Below are 19,451 nucleotides of genomic sequence, written 5' to 3'. Positions count from 1 at the left end.
TTTTATCTCCTGCTCTTAATTAAGATGCCCAATTCTTGAAGATAGGCAATCAGTGCGTCTTGCTCTGTTTTTCCTTCTAAGGCCTCCGGTGCGTGCAGAATCTCGTCGTCGGTGTAGGGATCGCCCAAGCGTTTTAAAGCACGCATTTTGGGTGCGATATCAGCGGGGTCGAGTTTGGTCTTAGCAAGCCATGGATAGCCAGGCATATTCGATTCTGGTACCAGGTCACGCGGGTTGTTTAAATGCGTTTGATGCCATTCATCGCTATATCTGCCACCGACCCGCGCCAGATCAGGACCAGTACGTTTTGATCCCCATTGAAAAGGCCTGTCATAGACAGACTCGCCAGCGACCGAATAATGTCCGTAACGCTCGGTCTCGGCACGGAAAGGGCGGATCATTTGCGAGTGACAGTTGTAGCAACCCTCACGTATATAAATATCCCTGCCGGTCAGTCGCAGTGCCGAATAAGGTTTCAGCCCCGTGACTGGTTCGGTCGTCGATTTTTGGAAAAATAGCGGTACGATTTCTACCAGACCACCAAAGCTGACAACCAACACAATCAGTACGATTAATAACCATGGATTTTTTTCTATCCACTCATGTGAGAACTTCGGTGAGAACTTCGATGACAACTTAGAAGGGGACTTCATTGATTACTCCTCAATACTGTTATTTGCTGTTGGGACTGAGTTCATTCAGCAAGGCGAATCAAGCTAAGCATGCGCACCAGCAAAGACAGGGATGCGGGTATTTACCGGCTGACTATCACGCATCGTCATAAACACGTTAAATGCCATCATCAACATGCCGCTCAGGTACAACAAACCGCCACTAAATCTCACTACGTAATATGGATAAGTCGCTTTCACGCTCTCTACAAAGGTGTAGGTCAAGGTGCCGTCAGGATTGACTGCACGCCACATCAAGCCTTGCATCACACCGGCAATCCACATAGCAGCGATATATAAAACGATACCGACGGTGGCGACCCAGAAGTGGAGTTCTATCAAGGACTTACTCCACATTTCTACTTTTCCAGAGAGGCGAGGGATCATGTAATACATCGAACCCATCGTGATAAAGCCAACCCAACCCAAAGCGCCTGAATGCACATGACCTATCGTCCAGTCGGTGTAATGCGATAAAGCATTGACCGTTTTGATCGACATCATCGGACCTTCAAAGGTAGACATACCGTAAAAGGATAGCGATACCACCAGAAATTTAAGAATTGGATCGGTACGCAATTTGTGCCATGCGCCAGACAAGGTCATGATGCCGTTGATCATGCCGCCCCACGAAGGTGCCAGCAGTATCAGAGAGAACACCATGCCTATCGATTGTGTCCAATCGGGCAAAGCGGTGTAATGCAAATGATGCGGACCCGCCCACATATACGTGAAGATCAGCGCCCAGAAATGGACGATAGAAAGACGATATGAATACACAGGACGCTCCGCCTGTTTAGGAATGAAGTAGTACATCATTCCCAGGAAGCCCGCCGTCAAAAAGAAGCCGACCGCATTGTGGCCGTACCACCATTCAATCATCGCATCTTGTACGCCGGAATAAGCAGAATAGGATTTGGTCAGCGAGACAGGCATCGCAGCGCTATTCACAATATGTAATAACGCGACTGTCAGAATAAACGCACCGAAGAACCAGTTAGCAACGTAGATATGCGGCACTTTACGCTTAAGCAGAGTACCAAAAAATACCACTGCATATGACACCCAGACCACCGCCAGCAACAGATCGATAGGCCACTCTAGCTCAGCGTATTCTTTACCTTGAGTCATCCCCAAAGGTAACGTAATCGCTGCCAGCACAATCACCAGCTGCCAGCCCCAGAAAGTAAAAGCAGCCAAGCCATCGGAGAATAATCTGACCTGACAAGTGCGCTGCACGACATAAAACGAGGTCGCCATTAATGCGCTACCGCCAAAGGCAAAAATCACCGCATTAGTATGTAGCGGACGCAAGCGACCGTAGGTAAGCCAAGGGATGTCAAAATTCAGTTCTGGCCATGCCAGCTGAGCGGCAATCAGCGCACCAACCAGCATACCGACCACACCCCAAACAATAGTCGCGACAGAAAACTGCTGCACGACTTTGTAGTTATAGTTTAGTGCTTTGTCCACTCAGATTCTCCCAGGATATTTCGATCATGGAAGTAGCATAAGTGGCGATTGATAAAGATTCCTTGATGTGTATCAAGTAAGGTTCAACTTGTCGCTATTGATGTAGAGATTAATGCGTATTTAGTCTGATGGCGCAAACAAGATCGCATTAAAAGCAATCTGCCTGGATTGATGTGGTATGTATTTTGTTAGAAGCTCAATTCTTTTGTATGTCATTCCAACATGGGTTTAGCTGGAATCCCGTGTCGTTAATTTCAGAATGAGGTCGCTAATTTCTAGCCATGTTTTTCTGTCCATATAGGTCGCGCAAAAAACGTCGCCGGAGTCCGGCTAAAACGATACCGGAGTGACGTTCTACTGATTTCGAACAGTATTAGCATTTAATCTGAAAGTAGCCCGCAAATATATATACTCCCATTAAAAAATATAAAAATAGCTAAATTGTCCATTAAATATATGGACATCTAGAATATACATGGTAGGAGTATAAATTTATGTAATGGATGTTTTGAATCTGAATCCACATCGGCACAGTCAATGCGACGAATAGTTTTGTGAGCGTATCTGTTAAAAAAATAGTTTGAAGAGGCCTTTGAATTTAGCTCCGAAGATAGCTTTGAAGAAGGATTTGAAGGTGAGCTTACAACTGTTTAAGGTGGATTTTCTGATGGCTTGATTACCGCTTCTGTCGGTATTTCTGCCAATGTCTGCGCTGGTACTTCAGGATTATCATCATCTTGCAAAATTCTCAGAGCAGGACCAACCATGTCGTCAAACTGACCACTGTCCGACATCTTAACAAATACCCAAATTGAAAAAAATACGATGAGTACGCTGACCGGAATGAGCAAATAAAGTGATTCCATTTTAGTTTTCAGATTTCAGGCGATGGTGTTGATGTCGTCAGCGTTATCAGGCGATTTTTTTCTACACTCATTTTTTCTAAGTTAAGTTTTTCTGAGTTAAGCTTTTCTAAGTTCGATGCTAGCGTTGCCTCACGCGATTTGGGCAAGCGATGCAAACGCAGGGCATTGAGTACAACCACCATCGAACTAATCGTCATGCCCACGCCAGAGATGAGCGGCGGCAAATAACCGAACGCAGCCGCAGGTATGACAATCAAATTATAGATACTCGCCCAGACCAAATTTTGCCGGATAATCGCCGTAGTTTTTTTGGCGTGATTGATGGTATCAATTAAGGCACTCAGCTTATCCGATAGTAATACAGCATCTGCGCTGACTTGCGCCAGCGAGCTTCCGCCACCCATCGCAAACGAGATATCTGCTGCACTGAGCACGGCAGCATCGTTGATGCCATCACCTACCATCGCCACCACTGCACCTGCGTGTTGTAGTGTCTGGATAAATTGCAATTTTTGTTCTGGCAGGCGATTGCCATATGCCTCAGTAATCCCCGACTGGCGGGCGATGGACTCCACTATATTTTGATCATCGCCGCTCAGCAAGATGATTTTTTTGCCCATCGTTTGCAATTGTCTGATCGTCTCCAAAGCGTCATTACGCAAAGTATCTTGCAAATCAAAGCGAGCTAGTAATTCAAACTGATTTGCCAGATAAACTGATGTCACCTCCGGTAGCGTGGGATCGATCAATTTTTTGCCGAGCAGGTCTTCAATAAAATGTTGATTCCCAATTCTGTAGGTAATACCGTCTTTGCTTGCCTGCAAACCTTGACCTGGTTTGGAGTTGATATCGGCGATATGGATTGCATAGTCCAGCGCCGCATTAGCATCAGGCTTGACCAGATTTTTTATTGCAGCAGCCTGCAGCGCGCGGGTGATTGCATGGGCGATCGCGTGCGAGCTGGCTTGCTCTAAGCTAGCAGCCAGTTGCAGGCATTGATCTCCGGTCATTGCGCCAAATGTGTGTGTGGATTGCACTGTTGGCTTGCCTTGGGTCAGCGTACCTGTTTTATCAAATACAACATGGCTGACATGGGTCATGGTTTCTAATGTGGCTGATCGCATAATCAGGACGCCTTGTTTTAACAGGCGATCAGTAGCCGACGCCAGGGCGGTGGGTGTCGCCAGCGACAGGGCACAAGGGCAGGAGGCAATTAATACTGCAATCGTAACCGGCCAGGCTTGCGCCGGATCAACCAAGTACCAGATACAAAAAACGAATAGGGCAAAAACCAGCAGAGAGGTCACAAACCTGGAGGCGATTTTATCTACCCATAGCAGCATGTGTGGCTTAGTTGCGCTAGCATTTTCCGTTAGCCGGATGATGACGGCAAGATGGCTGTCGGCAGCACAGCGGCTGACTTTGGCGATGATGGTTTGCTCCATATTGATGGCGCCGCCGGGCAGTTCGTCATTGGTATTTTTGCTGAGTGGCTTACTTTCTCCACTTAATAGCGAGGCGTCTATCGTCGTGCTGCCTTCAATAATTATGCTATCGGTCGCGATCACATCGCCTTGCCGTATCAGAACAATATCGCCAGCATGTAGCTCGCTTGCCGCTACCAGTTCGCTACTGTGATGATGCGGATAATCTTGCAGCCGCGTCGCTGTTACAGGTAATGCATGCTGTAGTTTTTCTAATCCGTCAAAGGCTTTACGTCTAGCACGTAACTCCAGATAGCGACTGCACAACAGCAGAAAGATGAACATAGTGACCGAATCAAAATATACATCTCCTTGCTGACGATAAGTCGCCACGGCGCTGGCAAAGAACGCTGCTAGCAATCCTATACTGACCGGCACATCCATACCCATTTGACGGGTTTTAATATTGAACCAGGCACCCTTAAAAAAAGGCTGTGCCGAATAGCCGATAGCAGGCAAGGTCAACAGCAGGCTTGCCCAACGTAGCAGAGCGATGTGATCTGCTTCTATCTCACCCGGATGAGAAAAATATAAAGGGAAGGTGTACATCATCACCTGCATCATTGACAAGCCAGCGATAAATAGCTGACGGAATAATTGCTTGCTATGGCGACGAATTAACTCACCATGTTTGAGTGCCTCAAACGGATGCGCGGTATAGCCAATTTCGCGTAAGGTCGAAATGATCTGGCTCGGTTGGCAGAGTGACGTATCCCAGCGCAGCGATAATTTTTCGCTGGAGACATTCAGGTCGGCGCTCAGGATACCCGGCAGCTTACTCAAGCGCCGTTCAATTAGCCAGACGCAAGCAGCGCAACGTATGCCTTCAATCGAAAAAATAGCGCTCGTGATGCTGGTATTTTCTGCCGTAGTTTTTCTATCTGCCAGTGAGTTGTCACTAGTGATTTGAGCAGACTGATTTTGACCGACATCGTAAGCACGCAGTTGTGCCGGAACAATAGTATCTATCTTGTCCGCCGCCAGCGAATACGCACTGCGCGTCAGATAATAATCCTCGCAGCCGCTGGCAACGATGGCTTCTGCCACAGCCTGGCAACCCGGACAGCACATTGCTTGGCTAAGACCGTTAATTGTGGCTGTCCAATATGTTGCCGCAGGTACTGGTTCACCACAATGAAAACAATCGTGACTGGCATGTACAGTGTTCATCACAGACCTGCTTTGCGTGGAGTTATTGGGATGAATGTAGTGTTGGGTGCAGGAGGATTAATACAGAAAGCATCAAGCCACAAGGCATGCTGACCGGAGTGAACAGAAAATGCGCGGAACAATCCTAGTAGTCCAAATAAACATAGCAGCGATCCTGCAAACAAGCGCCATTTTTTATTTTGTAAATGTGACTTGAGCTTTATACCGAGCTTTGCTCCCAACGTTGATCCAACCGCTGCCATCAATAGCAGCGTCGGCAAAGTACCTAGACCAAAAGCCAGCATCACCATTGCACCCGAGTACGCCGATCCGGACAACATAGCGGTGAATAGGATGGAATACACCATGCCACACGGCAGCCAACCCCATAATGCACCCATTGCAAAAGCTTTAGGGTTGCTATCCAAAGGTAATAAGCGTCGCGTCAAAGGGCTGATGCGCCGCCATACCGATTGGCCTAGTAACTCCAGTTTGCTAATCCCGCGCCAGATGTCCATCATGTACAAACCGATTGCCAGCAGGACGAAGTTCGCCATCCAGTAAAAACCATTTTGCAGCGATGTCAGGGTGGACAATGTAAACAGACTCAGCAGTCCGCTGCCAACGCTACCTGCAATCACACCAGCCAGCATATAGCTAGAAATTCTGCCACTGTTGTAGCTGATTGCACGGGTGGCGTAGTCAAATGCCGAGGCGTGTGCCGCTGTTGCTGTGGTAGCCTCGCTAGTCTCTAAGCTCATGCGATTCAGATCGCCAGACTGGTTGGCAGAAACAAGCCGGAGAGGGAAGACCCGTTGCTTTTTTATACCCGTCTTGGATAACTTGCTCGATGCCATAGAAAAAGCACCGACAATCCCGCCGCACATGCCAACACAATGGACGCTACCAATCAGTCCGGTCAGGAAAACAGGGAGCAGGTTGATGCTTGTCATATCGTCGTAGAAAAACGTATCGTTTCTGCCGGAGGATGATTTTTTTTATCGCGCAGATAATGATCAAAGACCATACAAATATTTCTGATCAACAGTCGCCCTTTGTCGGTGACACACAAACAATCATTCTCAAATTGAATCAGGCCATCTAGCTGAAATTGCTGCAGCTCCGCCAACTCGTCCGCAAAATAATCGCTAAAGACGATAGGGTAAGACAGTTCAATCAAGCTAAATGAGACTTCAAAATGACACATCAGACTTTGAATCACAGCCCGTCGTATTAAGTCATCCATATTCAGACGCAAGCCTTTTGCCATTGGCAATTCACCCTGATCTAATCTGGCGTAATACGCATCCAAGGTCTTTTCATTTTGGCTGTAAGTCGTGCCGATGGTACTGATGGCCGACACGCCGCAAGCGATCATGTCTGCATCTGCATGGGTTGAGTAACCCTGAAAATTTCTATGCAAGCGTCCCTGTTGCTGCGCGATGGCCAGATCATCGGTTGGCTTGGCAAAATGATCCATCCCGATATACACATAGCCCGCCGCAGTCAAACGATTAATGCACAAATGCAGCATGTCCAGCTTGCTGTCCGCGCTAGGTAAATCCGATTCGTTGATCCGTCGTTGCGGTTTAAACAGGTGCGGCAAATGAGCGTAGTTATAAATCGCAATCCGGTCTGGTGAGGCAGCAATCACTTTTATCAAAGTGCGCTCCATGCTGGCTACATTTTGTTTCGGTAAGCCGTAAATCAGATCGATGCTGACCGAGCGGAAACCCGCACCCCGCGCCGCATCAATGATGGCGACTGTCTCTTCCTCTGGCTGGATACGATTGACGGCTTCTTGCACTTCAGGCTCAAAATCTTGTACCCCAAGACTGATGCGATTAAACCCTTGATTACGTAAAGTTCTGACACGTTGCGGCGTCACCGTACGGGGATCAACTTCGATTGAGTATTCACCCACCTCATCTGATGCCAGCTTAAACCAGCGGCGGATATGCGCCAGCAAATCATCCATCTGCTCATCGTTGAGGTAGGTGGGGGTACCTCCACCGAAATGTAATTGTTCCACCTGATTGATGCCGCTAAACAGCTTGCCTTGCATTTCAATTTCTTGTTTTAAGTAACCCAGATATGTGGCAGCCTTGCTCCTGTCCTTCGTCACAATTTTATTGCAGGCACAGTAGTAGCAAATCGTGTCACAGAAAGGAATATGGATATACAACGACAAAGGACGCGCACCCTGAACCCGCACACTGGCAACTGCATGCAGATAGTCCCAAGATGTGAACTGGGTTGATAACTGATCGGCAGTCGGGTAGGACGTATAACGCGGTCCGGATTGTTTCATCTTACGGATAAGGTCAGCATCAAAGTCGATGCCATGTGCTGTGCTGATGGTTAAGTTGCCGGCTGCCATAGTGATTTCCTGCCATGTTCCAAACGGGTGAGTACGTAGGTGCACGCGTGCGGGCATGCATAAGATGGATGGAGTTTAGTCAGCTTGCTTACGAATCACTTTGATGTAAATCAAAACGGAGTAAGTTAATCTGACTGGCAGGGAATGCTTGGACGTGTGGTTAGATAAAATCAGACCAATAGTGGGTGAGGCTGAGCTGCTCAGTTTTACCTGTCATTCACAGGCGTGTAAATTTTATACTGGTAATGAGTATATTTTATTGTCTAGGTAATCATTGGACAATAAGAGATATTTATTAAAATTGATGGGGAGTATATGGTTTTTGGACGTAGCAAAGGCTCGTCTAAAGCTTTGCTGCTATGCCATTTTCCAGATGATGTAATAACTGACTAGTGACCATCACAATCGCTTGCTCATTGCTGATATCAACTTGCTGGTCAATCGCCAGCGACGCTAGACCATGGACCATTGCCCAGCACGATAACGCTAACATCTCTGTGGACGAGGCGACCAGATCGCCGCTGCCAACCGCGAGCACAACCAAATCCACCATGACAGCTTTGCATTGATCCCCAGCTTGCCGAAGCTGCTCATAGCGGGTTGAATCGACTCGGTCTGCGGTAAACATCAGCCGAAAAAGATGCGGCTGTTGTATCGCAAACCGGACGTAGGCAATCCCCACATTTTTTAACGCGTCGCCCATGTTTTTACTATTGGGCTTTTTTTTAGCTACCTCCATCGCCTCAGTCAGCTGCTCAAATCCAAATACCGCAAGCTCGGCAAGCAGTGCTTCTCTCGTCGGAAAATGGCGCAATGGTGCTGAATGAGACACGCCAATTTCGCGCGCCAGATTCCGCAGGCTGATTGCCTGCGATCCTCCTGCTGTCAGTGTAGTAAGTGCCTGATCAATTAAGGAGCGGCGCAGATCTTTGTGGTGATAGCTTTTAGCGTTTTCGGTAGACATAGGATTTTTAATTTTAAGGCTGCATGTTGACACCACCTACATTCCATGTCAATAATGTTGTCGTTGCCTACATTGAGGGGATTGTGATGAAAAATAAAATTTGGATTAGCCTATGTCTATTGGCAGTGAGCGCTATGACCTTGTGTAGCTGCGAATATCTTGCCATTCGTGCCGCTGCGGATAAGCAGGCTTCGATAAAGCGCCTACCATCTGCTGAAAACGCCGACGCGCTATTCTGGAAAATTCTGCATAACGGAGATTACGCAGAGATTGAGGGTGCCTTAAACACGCTGACCGCTGCGTACATCGACAACCCTTCCGATGCAACCACGGCCGCCCATATTGGCTGGCTCCACATCTGGCGGCTATCGGAACGCTCACGTTTAGACAAGGTTCCCCCAAGCATTATTAATGACGCTACACTTGCCCGCCGATTTTTCGAGGAAGCGGTAGCACTCAAACCAGAAGACGCACGCTTCCTCGGATTTTTAGGAAGCGCGACGCTGGCAGAAGGATCTATCCATAAAAATGAAAAAGAGATACGCGAGGGCTATTACACCTTACGCCACAGTATTGATGCATGGCCTGAGTTCAATTTATTTACAGCCGGTTACGTACTGAGCCGGACGCCTGCTGACTCGCCTCAATTTAAAGAGGGATTAGATTGGCAATGGAAAAATGCCGACCTATGCGCTGGTGAAACGGTGGACAGAAATAACCCCTCATTCAAAAAATATATGGCGCTGGAAACAACAACCGGTAATAAACGCGTCTGCTGGAACTCATGGATTGCGCCCCATAACTTTGAGGGATTTTTTATGAATATGGGGGACATGCTAGTCAAAGCAGGAAACTGGCAAACCGCACAGCAAGTCTATGCCAATGCCCGCTTATCAAAGACCTATTCAAGCTGGACTTATAAAGACGAACTAGAAAGCCGGATTAAGAACGCAGAAGAAAATGGCGAGAAATTTAGACGCCTGGACACGGCGGTTCAAAGCGATCAAAAAATGATGATCAGCAGCAGCCATGCTTGTATGGCTTGCCATAAGAATTAGTGGATGTCGTAAGCATAGACTTACTGGGTTTGCTAAAGCTTAGAAAAAATCAAGCAAACACTACACACGATAAGAGTTTAAAAAATGATGATCGTACATAGTGAATGGCAATCCCAGTTTTTTTGGATAGGTAACAAATTGCCGGAAAATAGTTGAGTGTGTAGTTATGCAAAATCAGGCCGATATTTAGTTATGTCGGTACTGATATTGGAGCAGAACGTTGACGCTATTTTTGTGGAGTTAATGTTTCATTTAGTCTGAGATTGATATTTGACTTTTTTATACTAGTAACGAGTATTTTTTATTGTCTATGTAATCATTGGGCAATGAGGAGTTTTTATTGGAAATGATGGGGAGTATATGATATTTATGGGCGATTCTCAGAGTAAATGTTGATGCTTATACATTGATGCTCGAAAGAGATAGGTCGTCATTCCGGCGTGGTTTAAGCCGGAATCCAGCGACATTTATTGCACTTTAGGAAAATTCCATCACATCTGACCGGGAAGACAGCAAGAAGGTGCGGAGCGAAGCCTAGTTTTGCTATTTAGTTGGATAGACAACAGCCGCACATCCTTTGTAAAAAATCGAACGTCGGCTGAGCTTTTCAAGTCTTTAGCTGCGTTTTAACGTTGAGCAGTTCGCGCAAATACAGATAAAATTCAACTACCCAACTCCAGTTACCCAACACCCCACTCAATGCGACATCAACACAGGCAAAGTCATCGTTGCCAAAACTGTCTTAGTCGCGCCGCCCAATAAAATTTCGCGGAAGCGTGAATGTCCGTAGCCTCCCATTACTAGTAAATCTGATCCTGCGTCTGCGGCTTGTGACAGCAGTGCATTGCCTATGTCAGTCGGGACCTCATACTTGGATACATTGACCTTGATGCCGTGTCTGGCGACATAGAGTGCAATGTCGGCACCTGGTTGTTCACCGTGTCTGGCGCCGTCGCGCTCAGGATTAAAGACGACGATTTCTGCGATTTTTGCCCGGCTTAATAATGGTATTGCGGCGGTGACTGCGCGTGCTGCTTGTGTGCTTGCATCCCAGGCGATGATTGCCCGCTGGCCGACTGTTTTAAAGTGACCGGTATAGGGCACGATTAACACGGGGCGGCCGCAATTTAATAAGACCGATTCAGGGAAGTCTGGCATCACGGTGGGTGAGGGCGCTGACAAATCGGTTTGTCCGATAATTACCAGGTCGCAGTAGCGGGCTTGCATATTGATGCCGGTGGCGGCTTCGTCGTCTACGACCAGTGTTTCGTAAGATGTATATCCTAAACTCTTTACGATACTTTCAAATTCATGCAGCGCTACGCGGGCGTTGTCGCGTAATAAATCCAGATTAATCACCATACCCGGATCGACGAATAGTGGCGAGCTGTTGGCGTAGATCCAGCGTGAGATACCTGTCATCGCGACACCGACTAAGTGAGCATTCTCTTGTATGGCAATGTTGGTGGCGATGCGAATACGTTCTGCTGCGTTTCTGGATTGATCTACATGGACCAGAATAGTTTTATAGCTCATATTTTCCTCACGTAATGACGACTATTTACATCAATGCCAGCATGATTGCTAGCTTCTATTCAGCCTAGAAGTGAATCACTGCATAGTCCAGTGATACTCGGTTGATAGGCGTCATAAATACAGAAATATTGATGCAGATCAAATGCTGAAATTTTGATGCGATATTCTTGATGCAGATCAAATCTAATCGCAATTGCTTTTGCTACAGTGCGGGAATCTTGATTTTAGATTGGTGGGTATTCTCATGTTGCAAAGCGCATTTCCTCGCTTGCAGATCAAAGCGAAAAGCTTGCTGCCAATCGTGCAGGGTGGCATGGGGATTGGCGTCTCGGCGCACCGGCTGGCAGGGACTGTTGCCAGCCTCGGTGGCGTGGGTACGATTTCTAGTGTGGACTTGCGCAGGCATCATCCTGATCTGATGCAGCACACTGGTAAATGTCGTGATAAAGCAGCGATTGATGCTGTGAATCTGATTGCACTGGACCGGGAAATTACGCTGGCAACACAACTCTCCAACGGTAATGGCATGGTGGCTGTAAATATCATGCGTGCAGTGTCGCAATACGCCGCTTATGTCAGGCAGGCATGCATCAGTGGTGCTGACGCGATCGTCGTTGGTGCTGGCTTGCCGCTCGACTTGCCTGATCTGACTAGCGACTTTAGTAAGCTTGCGCTGATACCGATTTTGTCTGATGCGCGTGGCATTGCTGTCGTGCTTAAAAGATGGATGCGAAAAAATCGTCTGCCCGATGCCATCATTATAGAAAGTCCCCAATTTGCAGCCGGTCATTTAGGCGCAGCGCAATTACACGATGTGAACAATTCCCAGTATGGCTATGCGGTCGTATTGGAGCAGACTTTGGCCTTATTTAAAGACTTGCAATTAGAAAGTGAACATATCCCTTTAATCGTTGCTGGCGGGATTAATAGCCACCAAAAAATGGTGAGCATGATGGGCTTGGGAGCCAATGCGGTACAGCTCGGCACGCCATTTGCGGTGACGAAGGAGGGCGACGCGCATCCGTTTTTTAAAAAAGTATTAGCAGATGCAAAGCCAGAAGATATCGTGACGTTTATGAGCGTAGCGGGCTTGCCAGCGAGAGCAGTCCGTACACCTTGGCTGGCAAATTATCTGGATAAAGAGAGCAAGCTGCAAGACAAGGCGGGGCAGAAGGAATGCACAGTCGGTTTCGATTGCTTGCAACAATGTGGATTGCGCGATGGGATTGCGAAATCAGGTCAGTTCTGCATCGACACGCAACTGGCGTTTGCATTGCAGGGTGATGTCGGGCGGGGATTATTTTTCAGAGGGTCGGAGGAGCTACCGTTTGGTAGGACGATTCGCTCTGTTAAAGACTTGATGAATCTGATTTTGAACGGTAATCCGTCGGCGGAATTGATGGTTTAATAAATTCTAAAACTATGCGGGGCGTTCCTACGAGTCTTCAGCGGGAATCCAGAGGTGTTCATAAATCAATCAATTAATCAATAAACTTCCCTGGATTCTTGCCGATGAAAGATTACAGACTTAGTTCCAGCACCTTGCGGCTGATATCCAAAGTCACATCCCGTTTTTCACCTAGCGCTACCATCTTATGTGTTTCTAGCGCAGCCAGAATCGGTGCAATGTTCTCATCTTTCAGTGCGTAGTCGCCAAGACGTGTCTTGACACCCATTTGCTCAAAGAAGTCTTGCGTGCGGCTGATGGCAGCTTCGATACGACTTTCTTCACTACCTTCACGCAGATCCCAGACACGCTCGGCGTATTGCAGCAGTTTTGCCCGTTTGGCTTCTTTACGAATACGCAGCATGCTAGGCAATACGATTGCTAATGTCTGTGCATGGTCTAAGCCGTGTAGCGCTGTGAGTTCGTGGCCGATCATGTGGGTTGCCCAGTCTTGCGGTACGCCGGTGGCGATTACGCCATTCAAGGCCATGGTGGCACACCACATCAGATTGGCGCGGACATCATAGTCTTCTGGGTTGACCAGTGCTTTTGGTCCTTCTTCGATCAGCGTTTTTAAAATCCCTTCGGCGAAGCGATCCTGGACTGGTGAATTGACCGGGTAAGTCATGTATTGTTCCATGACATGCACATAAGCATCGACTGCGCCATTGCCGACCTGGCGGATAGGCAAGGTAAAGGTTTTGGTCGGATCGAGGACAGAAAATTTGGGGAAGCAATGACGGCTGGAGAATGCCATTTTGGCTTTGATTGATTTGCGGGTGACAACTGAGCCGCTGTTCATTTCTGACCCGGTAGCGGGTAATGTCAGCACACTACCGAAAGGCAGGGCTTGCGTGATATTGCTGCCACGCTTTTCTAAAATTGCCCAAGGATCATCGCCTTCAAATAAAGCGGCAGCTGCGACAAATTTAGCACCGTCAATCACGGAGCCACCGCCAACAGCGAGCAGAAAATCAATACCGTTTTTCTTGACCGACTCGACTGCCTGCATCAAAGTTTCGTAGCTAGGATTTGGCTCAATGCCACTGAATTCTGTCACGCTACGGTTGCCGAGCGCTGTCATGACTTCATCAAAAACGCCATTTTGTTTGATGCTGCCACCACCATATAAGACTAAGACTTTGGCATTGACGGGAATGACTTTATCTAAGTCGGCAATACGGCCTTTGCCGAACAGAATTTGAGTAGGGTTATAGAAATCAAAATTTAACATGTGCTGCTCCTGGTGAGGGTTGCTCAAACGCTCGATCCCGATCTGGTGAGCGCGGTTTGAAAAGCGAGTGGGCACTATCCTAGCGCATATTCTGATTTTGTGATCGACCGTACTTTTTTATTGCCCGAGGAACAGGAACACGCTGGGCTTTTTATGGAAGTCGGGCGCTTTGTTTGCTTGTATTTTTGCTTTCCACTCTGCTGCGCTGGTTGTGATGATGCTTTCGCTAGTCAGGCTGAGATCGGTTGCGACGCAAATTAAGCTGTTTGGGTTGCAGGTCGTCGCCAGCGCCTCTAGCATTGCGGCATTGCGGTAAGGCGTTTCAATCAGCAATTGTGTTTGTTTTTCTTTGCGTGAGCGATCTTCCAGCTCTTTAATCCGCTTGGCACGTTGCGCCGCGTCGGTCGGTAAATAACCGTGGAAGGCAAAACTCTGTCCGTTTAAACCGCTAGCCATCAACGCCATCAGCAACGACGATGGGCCAACCAGTGGACGCACGGTGATGCCGCGCTGATGCGCCAGTCGTACCAGATTAGCGCCGGGATCAGCCACCGCCGGGACGCCTGCTTCTGAAATTAATCCGACGTCGTAGCCTTGCAATAGCGGCGTTAATAAGCCTTCTAATGCTTGCGCTGGCGTATTGACGTTGAGTTCGCTCATCTGGATTTCTTGCACTGGTTTGTTCAGCGCATGATGCTGGCTGAGCAGTTTTAAGTAGGCGCGCGTAGTTTTGGCGTTCTCCACCACAAAATGCGATAAGCCAGCAGTCATCTGCTGAACGGTGTCGGGGATGATGCTTTGCAGCAGGCTTGCTTGCTGATCTTCTGCACAGCCTAGCGTATTGGGAATCAAGTAAAGTGTGCCGGTCATATTGTAATTTTAATGATGATACTGGGTTGGGTATGAGTGTTTTATAGTTAGTTGTCCAGGTAAAGTCTGGACGTTAGGCATATTGATGGGGATACTCCCCTTTTTTTGATTTTTCTTGCGTACGTTAATCTTGCGTTTGCTCGTGTCTGCTAACTTCTCTGCTAACTCGTTAGCTAACTTAGTTGAAAAATCTCACGCCTGCGTTACGTAGCATACTGGTGAGTGCAATGAGTGGTAATCCGGTTAACGCCGTAGGGTCGCTATTGTCAATGCGTTCAATAATCGCAATCCCTAGCCCTTCATTTTTGGCGCTGCCTGCGCAATCATAGGGCTGTTCTATGCGCAGATAAGCGTCTAGTTCGGCGTCATCCAACTGGCGAAACTGCACTTTGGTTTGCACATTCTCAATTTGCAGCGCGAATTTCTCGCCGGTCATTTTACGAGTATCCAGCAAGCACAAGGCTGTATGGAATATCACATTACGTCCGCGCATCTTTTGTAATTGTCTTAACGCGTTTTCATGATTGCCGGGTTTGCCAATTTGCTCGCCATCTAGCGTCGCGACCTGATCTGAGCCTATAATCAACGCCCCTGTTGCCCTAGCATTCCCAGTATTATTGGCATCGCCAACAAACAACCTGCTAATTGCCTCTGCTTTTTGTTGCGCCAGGCGCATTGCCGTTTGTTCTGGCGATTCTCCTGCAGCCGCTCGCTCGTCAATCTCTGGTGCGACGGCTTCAAAAGGTAATTGCAATCGGCTTAATAATTCACGCCGATAAGCGGAACTGGACGCAAGAATCAGGCGAGGGGACGGATAAAAAGTCGGTTTGCTGGCGGACATGTTTGATGAAATTGACAAGAAAATCAGAACTCAGTCAAAGATTGGCACTTCAATTGGAAGTTAATCGGTATTTAATCCGTACCTAAAGCACAATAATTGCGCCTAAGCTTTGACTTGGTAGAGGGAATCCTGTTATTATCGCAGGTTTTCTGGGTTCAAATAATCCTATGCAAGCATTTGTGATTGACGCTTTCTCGTTTTGCCAGCTTAACGAGCACCGTGAAGGCAGTGTACTAATTGCAGATTTACCTCGGCTTTCTGAGGAAATCGCCAACAACCAAGGTTCGTTGCAATGGTCTTTGGATGGCGGCAAGGATAAAATCGGCCACCCGCAGCTGACTCTGTCAGTTCGTGGAGAAATGCAAGTCATGTGTCAGCGTTGTTTGACACCATTTGCGTTTAAGCTAGATTCAGAATCAGTATTAATTCTCGCCAAAGATGAAGATAAAGCCGATGAAATAGAGGCTTTATTAAACAATGACGAGGTTGATGTAGTAGTAGGCAGCAAAACATTAGATGTCATGGATTTGATTGAAGATGAGGCGCTGTTAGAAATACCCCAATCGCCCAAACATGCAGTATGCCCGGATGTATCCTTGGATTCTCCAGTGGCAGCGAGTGTTGCAGAAGTTGCGGCAGACGCGAGTAAAAAAGCATCGCCATTCGCTGTGCTGAAGAAGATAAATGGGCGTACCTAGTGGCATTATTCTGAAAAAACACTCAGGTCGAAGTATTGTTAGGGATTCTTGTTTGTTATTAAATCGTACAAGCAAGTGTGTTAAATTTTAGAAACATTTTTTGAAGTATTAGGAGTTATCATGGCCGTTCAGCAAAACAAAAAATCACCATCCAAGCGCGGTATGCACCGTTCACACGATTTCCTGGTTGCTCCGCAATTGGGTATCGAGCCAACAACTGGCGAAACGCATCTGCGTCACCACATCAGCCCAAATGGCTTTTACCGTGGTCGTAAAGTATTGAAAACTAAGAACGACGAGTAATCGTTTTCTTGGGCAAAAAAAGCGGCGTTACAAGTCCTGCACTTGGCGCCGCTTTTTTTACATTCTTATTACATTCTTATTCAGGATTTACGCAAAATTGTCTCGGCAAGACGTAGTGACGAAGGCAGTGCTTTTATGATGGCTGGGAATTGCAATGCGCTCAGGGCGGTTTTTGCGTAAGTCCTGTTTTTAAAAGCACGGCCGATTCGCCATGTGAGAATAAATTAAATCAGTTGAATTGATGTAATTTTATAAATTTTTTGTTGAAATAGTGCGACTTGACCACCTCAATCTTGATAAGATAGGGACCTCGGAATGAAGTTTAGTATCACTACATGACAATAAAAATTTCCATTGACTGCATGGGCGGAGATCACGGCCCGGTAGTTACAGTCGCAGCAGCAGTATCTTTCGCTAATCGTGAGCCAGATGCTGAATTTATTCTAGTCGGGCTTGAATCACATATTCAGGCGGAACTGAAAAAAATCGCGCGCTCAATCATCCTCGTATCTCCATCGTTAACGCTACTGAAGTAGTGACAATGGATGATCCTATTGAAATTGCCTTGCGTCGTAAAAAAGACTCTTCCATGCGGGTCGCATTGAATCAGGTTAAGGACGGGCATGCGCAGGCCTGTGTTTCCGCAGGGAATACTGGCGCACTGATGGCAGTTTCGCGCTACGTGCTGAAAACCATGCAGGGTGTGGATCGGCCGGCAATTTGCAGTATGCTGCCGAATCAAAAAAACAAACCAACTTACATGCTAGATCTTGGTGCTAACGTCGATTGTGAACCTCTACATTTGCATCAATTTGCGATCATGGGCTCTGCTTTGGTATCGGCGCTAGAAGGTAAAAGTAAGCCTACGATCGGTCTGCTGAATGTCGGTGAAGAGGACATCAAAGGCAATGATGTCGTTAAAAAAACCGCACAATTGCTACGCGCTGATCACGAAAGAGGCTTGCTGAATTTTTATGGCAATGTAGAGGGTAACGACATTTTTAAGGGGACAACCGACATTGTTGTATGTGACGGATTTGTCGGTAACGTCACCCTTAAGGCCGCCGAAGGTATGGGGCGTTTTGTTAAGACCACTTTGACCGACGCCTTTAAAAGCAGCCCGCTCAATATGTTGGGTGCCTTGATTGCCCGCAGTGCGTTGAAGTCGATTTCCCGCACAATGAACCCGTCAAATTATAATGGCGGTAGCCTATTAGGGCTTCGCGGCCTGGTGTTCAAGAGTCATGGTAGTGCAGATAAATATAGCTACGAATGGGCAATTCAGCGTGCGTTCGATGCTGCTAAAAATGATGTATTGTCGCGTATTTCGACATCAATGGCAGAGCTGATGCCTGCTATAGAATCGATATCTCCCGAAATCAATGAACCTTTGGTACAGAAAACGGCATGACTTTTTTCAGTAAAATTATCGGCACGGGCAGCTATCTGCCACCCAACAAAGTAAGTAATCAGCAGCTGACCGAGCAGTTAGCTTTAACCGGGATAGAGACTTCAGACGAGTGGATATTTTCACGTAGCGGAATCTCGGCGCGCCACTACGCGACGGCTGATGTCAACTCCAGTGACTTGGCGGTTGAAGCATCGAAGCGAGCTTTGGATGCAGCCAAGATGCAAGCCAATGATATTGATTTGATTATTCTGGCGACATCAACACCTGATTTTCTAGGTGGCTTTCCGAGTACCGCTTGTGTTTTGCAACATAAATTGGGTATTACTAACGGTGCCGCCGCTGTCGATGTGCAAGCCGTATGTAGTGGCTTTATGTATGCGTTGGCCATGGCTGACAGCATGATTAAATCTGGTGCGCATAAAAACGTCTTGGTAGTCGGTGCCGAAGTATTTTCGCGTATTTTAAATTTTCAAGACCGTACTACTTGCGTGCTGTTTGGTGATGGTGCAGGCGCAGTTGTTTTGTCTCGTTCATCTGAGCCTGGTGTATTGGCTACCAAGTTACATGCAGATGGCAGCTATGCCAATATTTTGTGTGTGCCAGGTAGCGTTAATTCAGGTGCAATTACAGGTAATGCTTTTTTGTATATGGATGGTCAGGCTGTCTTCAAATTAGCGGTTTCTTTGTTAGAGAAAGTTGCTCATGAAGCGCTGGAGATCGCTGGTTTAGACGTAGCTCAAATTGACTGGCTGGTTCCACATCAGGCAAATATTCGCATCATGCAAAGTACGGCAAAAAAATGCGTATGTCGATGGATAAAGTTGTAGTGACTGTGGCTCAGCACGGCAATACATCTGCGGCTTCAATTCCGTTGGCGCTTGATGTGGCAGTCCGGGATGGTCGCATTAAGCCGGGTCAAACAGTGATGCTGGAAGGCGTGGGCGGTGGCTTTACTTGGGGTGCTGCTATTATAAAAATGTAGCTCATGACTTGGTCAAGAATCTAAGCTTAAAACGTAATTCAAGAATATATTCAAGAAGTAAATATTTAAAAATAAATACAGAGA

Annotated in this window: 15 protein-coding genes and 2 pseudogenes; 6 read left to right on the top strand and 11 right to left on the bottom strand. The window is 47.2% G+C overall.

Features of this window, described 5'->3' with window-relative positions; genetic code table 11:
• Window positions 1–2: 2 nt before the first annotated feature.
• The 7 genes from ccoO to RGU72_RS08535 all read right to left on the bottom strand — a co-directional run bounded on the left by ccoO (window position 3) and on the right by RGU72_RS08535 (window position 8,987).
• On the bottom strand, window positions 3–653 hold the full coding sequence (gene ccoO / locus RGU72_RS08565) for a cytochrome-c oxidase, cbb3-type subunit II (protein ID WP_322119327.1): 651 nt from the start codon (window positions 651–653) through the stop codon (window positions 3–5).
• 63 nt (window positions 654–716) lie between these two features.
• Window positions 717–2,144, bottom strand: a complete 1,428-nt coding sequence (gene ccoN, locus RGU72_RS08560) for a cytochrome-c oxidase, cbb3-type subunit I (RefSeq protein ID WP_322119326.1) — start codon at window positions 2,142–2,144, stop codon at window positions 717–719.
• A 650-nt stretch (window positions 2,145–2,794) separates the two neighbouring features.
• Window positions 2,795–3,010 (bottom strand): cbb3-type cytochrome oxidase assembly protein CcoS, encoded by a 216-nt coding sequence (gene ccoS, locus RGU72_RS08555; protein ID WP_322119325.1) that lies wholly within the window; start codon window positions 3,008–3,010, stop codon window positions 2,795–2,797.
• An 8-nt stretch (window positions 3,011–3,018) separates the two neighbouring features.
• On the bottom strand, window positions 3,019–5,664 hold the full coding sequence (locus RGU72_RS08550) for a heavy metal translocating P-type ATPase (protein ID WP_322119324.1): 2,646 nt from the start codon (window positions 5,662–5,664) through the stop codon (window positions 3,019–3,021).
• Window positions 5,664–6,596 carry a sulfite exporter TauE/SafE family protein gene (locus RGU72_RS08545; protein ID WP_322119323.1) on the bottom strand — a complete coding sequence of 311 codons (933 nt, stop codon included), beginning with the start codon at window positions 6,594–6,596 and terminating at the stop codon, window positions 5,664–5,666. Before RGU72_RS08545 ends, RGU72_RS08550 begins: the two co-directional genes overlap by 1 nt.
• Window positions 6,593–8,023 carry an oxygen-independent coproporphyrinogen III oxidase gene (hemN, locus tag RGU72_RS08540; RefSeq protein ID WP_322119322.1) on the bottom strand — a complete coding sequence of 477 codons (1,431 nt, stop codon included), beginning with the start codon at window positions 8,021–8,023 and terminating at the stop codon, window positions 6,593–6,595. Before hemN ends, RGU72_RS08545 begins: the two co-directional genes overlap by 4 nt.
• Window positions 8,024–8,366: 343 nt before the next feature.
• Complete coding sequence (locus RGU72_RS08535; protein WP_322119321.1) at window positions 8,367–8,987, bottom strand: TetR/AcrR family transcriptional regulator; 621 nt, start codon at window positions 8,985–8,987, stop codon at window positions 8,367–8,369.
• Window positions 8,988–9,073: 86 nt separating this feature from the next.
• Here RGU72_RS08535 and RGU72_RS08530 point away from each other — a divergent pair, with 86 nt between their 5' ends.
• On the top strand, window positions 9,074–10,045 hold the full coding sequence (locus RGU72_RS08530; RefSeq protein WP_322119320.1) for a hypothetical protein: 972 nt from the start codon (window positions 9,074–9,076) through the stop codon (window positions 10,043–10,045).
• Window positions 10,046–10,741: 696 nt separating this feature from the next.
• Here the strand turns inward: RGU72_RS08530 and RGU72_RS08525 are convergent.
• Complete coding sequence (locus tag RGU72_RS08525) at window positions 10,742–11,581, bottom strand: universal stress protein (protein ID WP_322119319.1); 840 nt, start codon at window positions 11,579–11,581, stop codon at window positions 10,742–10,744.
• A gap of 244 nt (window positions 11,582–11,825) precedes the next feature.
• On the opposite strand from RGU72_RS08525, the gene RGU72_RS08520 reads away from it, so the two are divergent.
• Entirely contained in the window at window positions 11,826–12,989 is a 1,164-nt protein-coding gene (locus tag RGU72_RS08520; protein WP_322119318.1) for a nitronate monooxygenase family protein, read from the top strand.
• Between the two features lie 112 nt (window positions 12,990–13,101).
• Here RGU72_RS08520 and RGU72_RS08515 read toward each other — a convergent pair whose 3' ends face one another.
• The 3 genes from RGU72_RS08515 to RGU72_RS08505 form a co-directional block, all read right to left on the bottom strand.
• On the bottom strand, window positions 13,102–14,262 hold the full coding sequence (locus RGU72_RS08515; RefSeq protein ID WP_322119317.1) for an iron-containing alcohol dehydrogenase: 1,161 nt from the start codon (window positions 14,260–14,262) through the stop codon (window positions 13,102–13,104).
• A gap of 117 nt (window positions 14,263–14,379) precedes the next feature.
• Window positions 14,380–15,132: an SAM-dependent methyltransferase gene (locus RGU72_RS08510; RefSeq protein ID WP_322119316.1), complete on the bottom strand. Its 753-nt coding sequence runs from the start codon at window positions 15,130–15,132 to the stop codon at window positions 14,380–14,382.
• A gap of 178 nt (window positions 15,133–15,310) precedes the next feature.
• Window positions 15,311–15,973 (bottom strand): Maf-like protein, encoded by a 663-nt coding sequence (locus tag RGU72_RS08505; protein WP_322119315.1) that lies wholly within the window; start codon window positions 15,971–15,973, stop codon window positions 15,311–15,313.
• Window positions 15,974–16,140: 167 nt separating this feature from the next.
• On the opposite strand from RGU72_RS08505, the gene RGU72_RS08500 reads away from it, so the two are divergent.
• The 4 genes and pseudogenes from RGU72_RS08500 to RGU72_RS08485 all read left to right on the top strand — a co-directional run bounded on the left by RGU72_RS08500 (window position 16,141) and on the right by RGU72_RS08485 (window position 19,367).
• The gene (locus RGU72_RS08500; protein WP_322119314.1) at window positions 16,141–16,671 is read left to right on the top strand and encodes a YceD family protein; all 531 of its coding nucleotides are present in this window, start codon (window positions 16,141–16,143) and stop codon (window positions 16,669–16,671) included.
• Between the two features lie 120 nt (window positions 16,672–16,791).
• Window positions 16,792–16,974 (top strand): 50S ribosomal protein L32, encoded by a 183-nt coding sequence (gene rpmF, locus RGU72_RS08495; protein ID WP_008449924.1) that lies wholly within the window; start codon window positions 16,792–16,794, stop codon window positions 16,972–16,974.
• A 335-nt stretch (window positions 16,975–17,309) separates the two neighbouring features.
• Window positions 17,310–18,385: pseudogene (plsX, locus tag RGU72_RS08490) on the top strand (phosphate acyltransferase PlsX).
• Window positions 18,382–19,367, top strand: a pseudogene (locus RGU72_RS08485) (beta-ketoacyl-ACP synthase III). Before plsX ends, RGU72_RS08485 begins: the two co-directional pseudogenes overlap by 4 nt.
• Window positions 19,368–19,451 lie beyond the last annotated feature (84 nt).

Source organism: Undibacterium sp. 5I1, from assembly GCF_034314085.1.
In the GTDB taxonomy this organism is placed as follows: domain Bacteria; phylum Pseudomonadota; class Gammaproteobacteria; order Burkholderiales; family Burkholderiaceae_D; genus Undibacterium.
The sequence above is the reverse complement of the archived record's forward strand: the minus strand, read 5'-3'. Positions and strand labels throughout refer to the sequence as shown.

Excerpts from the sequence above, each read along its gene's own strand:
- ccoO (WP_322119327.1), bottom strand. The coding sequence starts at position 653 with ATGAAGTCCCCTTCTAAGTTGTCATCGAAGTTCTCACCGAAGTTCTCA.
- ccoS (WP_322119325.1), bottom strand. The coding sequence starts at position 3,010 with ATGGAATCACTTTATTTGCTCATTCCGGTCAGCGTACTCATCGTATTT.
- RGU72_RS08550 (WP_322119324.1), bottom strand. The coding sequence starts at position 5,664 with ATGAACACTGTACATGCCAGTCACGATTGTTTTCATTGTGGTGAACCA.
- RGU72_RS08545 (WP_322119323.1), bottom strand. The coding sequence starts at position 6,596 with ATGACAAGCATCAACCTGCTCCCTGTTTTCCTGACCGGACTGATTGGT.
- hemN (WP_322119322.1), bottom strand. The coding sequence starts at position 8,023 with ATGGCAGCCGGCAACTTAACCATCAGCACAGCACATGGCATCGACTTT.
- RGU72_RS08535 (WP_322119321.1), bottom strand. The coding sequence starts at position 8,987 with ATGTCTACCGAAAACGCTAAAAGCTATCACCACAAAGATCTGCGCCGC.
- RGU72_RS08530 (WP_322119320.1), top strand. The coding sequence starts at position 9,074 with ATGAAAAATAAAATTTGGATTAGCCTATGTCTATTGGCAGTGAGCGCT.
- RGU72_RS08525 (WP_322119319.1), bottom strand. The coding sequence starts at position 11,581 with ATGAGCTATAAAACTATTCTGGTCCATGTAGATCAATCCAGAAACGCA.
- RGU72_RS08520 (WP_322119318.1), top strand. The coding sequence starts at position 11,826 with ATGTTGCAAAGCGCATTTCCTCGCTTGCAGATCAAAGCGAAAAGCTTG.
- RGU72_RS08515 (WP_322119317.1), bottom strand. The coding sequence starts at position 14,262 with ATGTTAAATTTTGATTTCTATAACCCTACTCAAATTCTGTTCGGCAAA.
- RGU72_RS08510 (WP_322119316.1), bottom strand. The coding sequence starts at position 15,132 with ATGACCGGCACACTTTACTTGATTCCCAATACGCTAGGCTGTGCAGAA.
- RGU72_RS08505 (WP_322119315.1), bottom strand. The coding sequence starts at position 15,973 with ATGTCCGCCAGCAAACCGACTTTTTATCCGTCCCCTCGCCTGATTCTT.
- RGU72_RS08500 (WP_322119314.1), top strand. The coding sequence starts at position 16,141 with ATGCAAGCATTTGTGATTGACGCTTTCTCGTTTTGCCAGCTTAACGAG.
- rpmF (WP_008449924.1), top strand. The coding sequence starts at position 16,792 with ATGGCCGTTCAGCAAAACAAAAAATCACCATCCAAGCGCGGTATGCAC.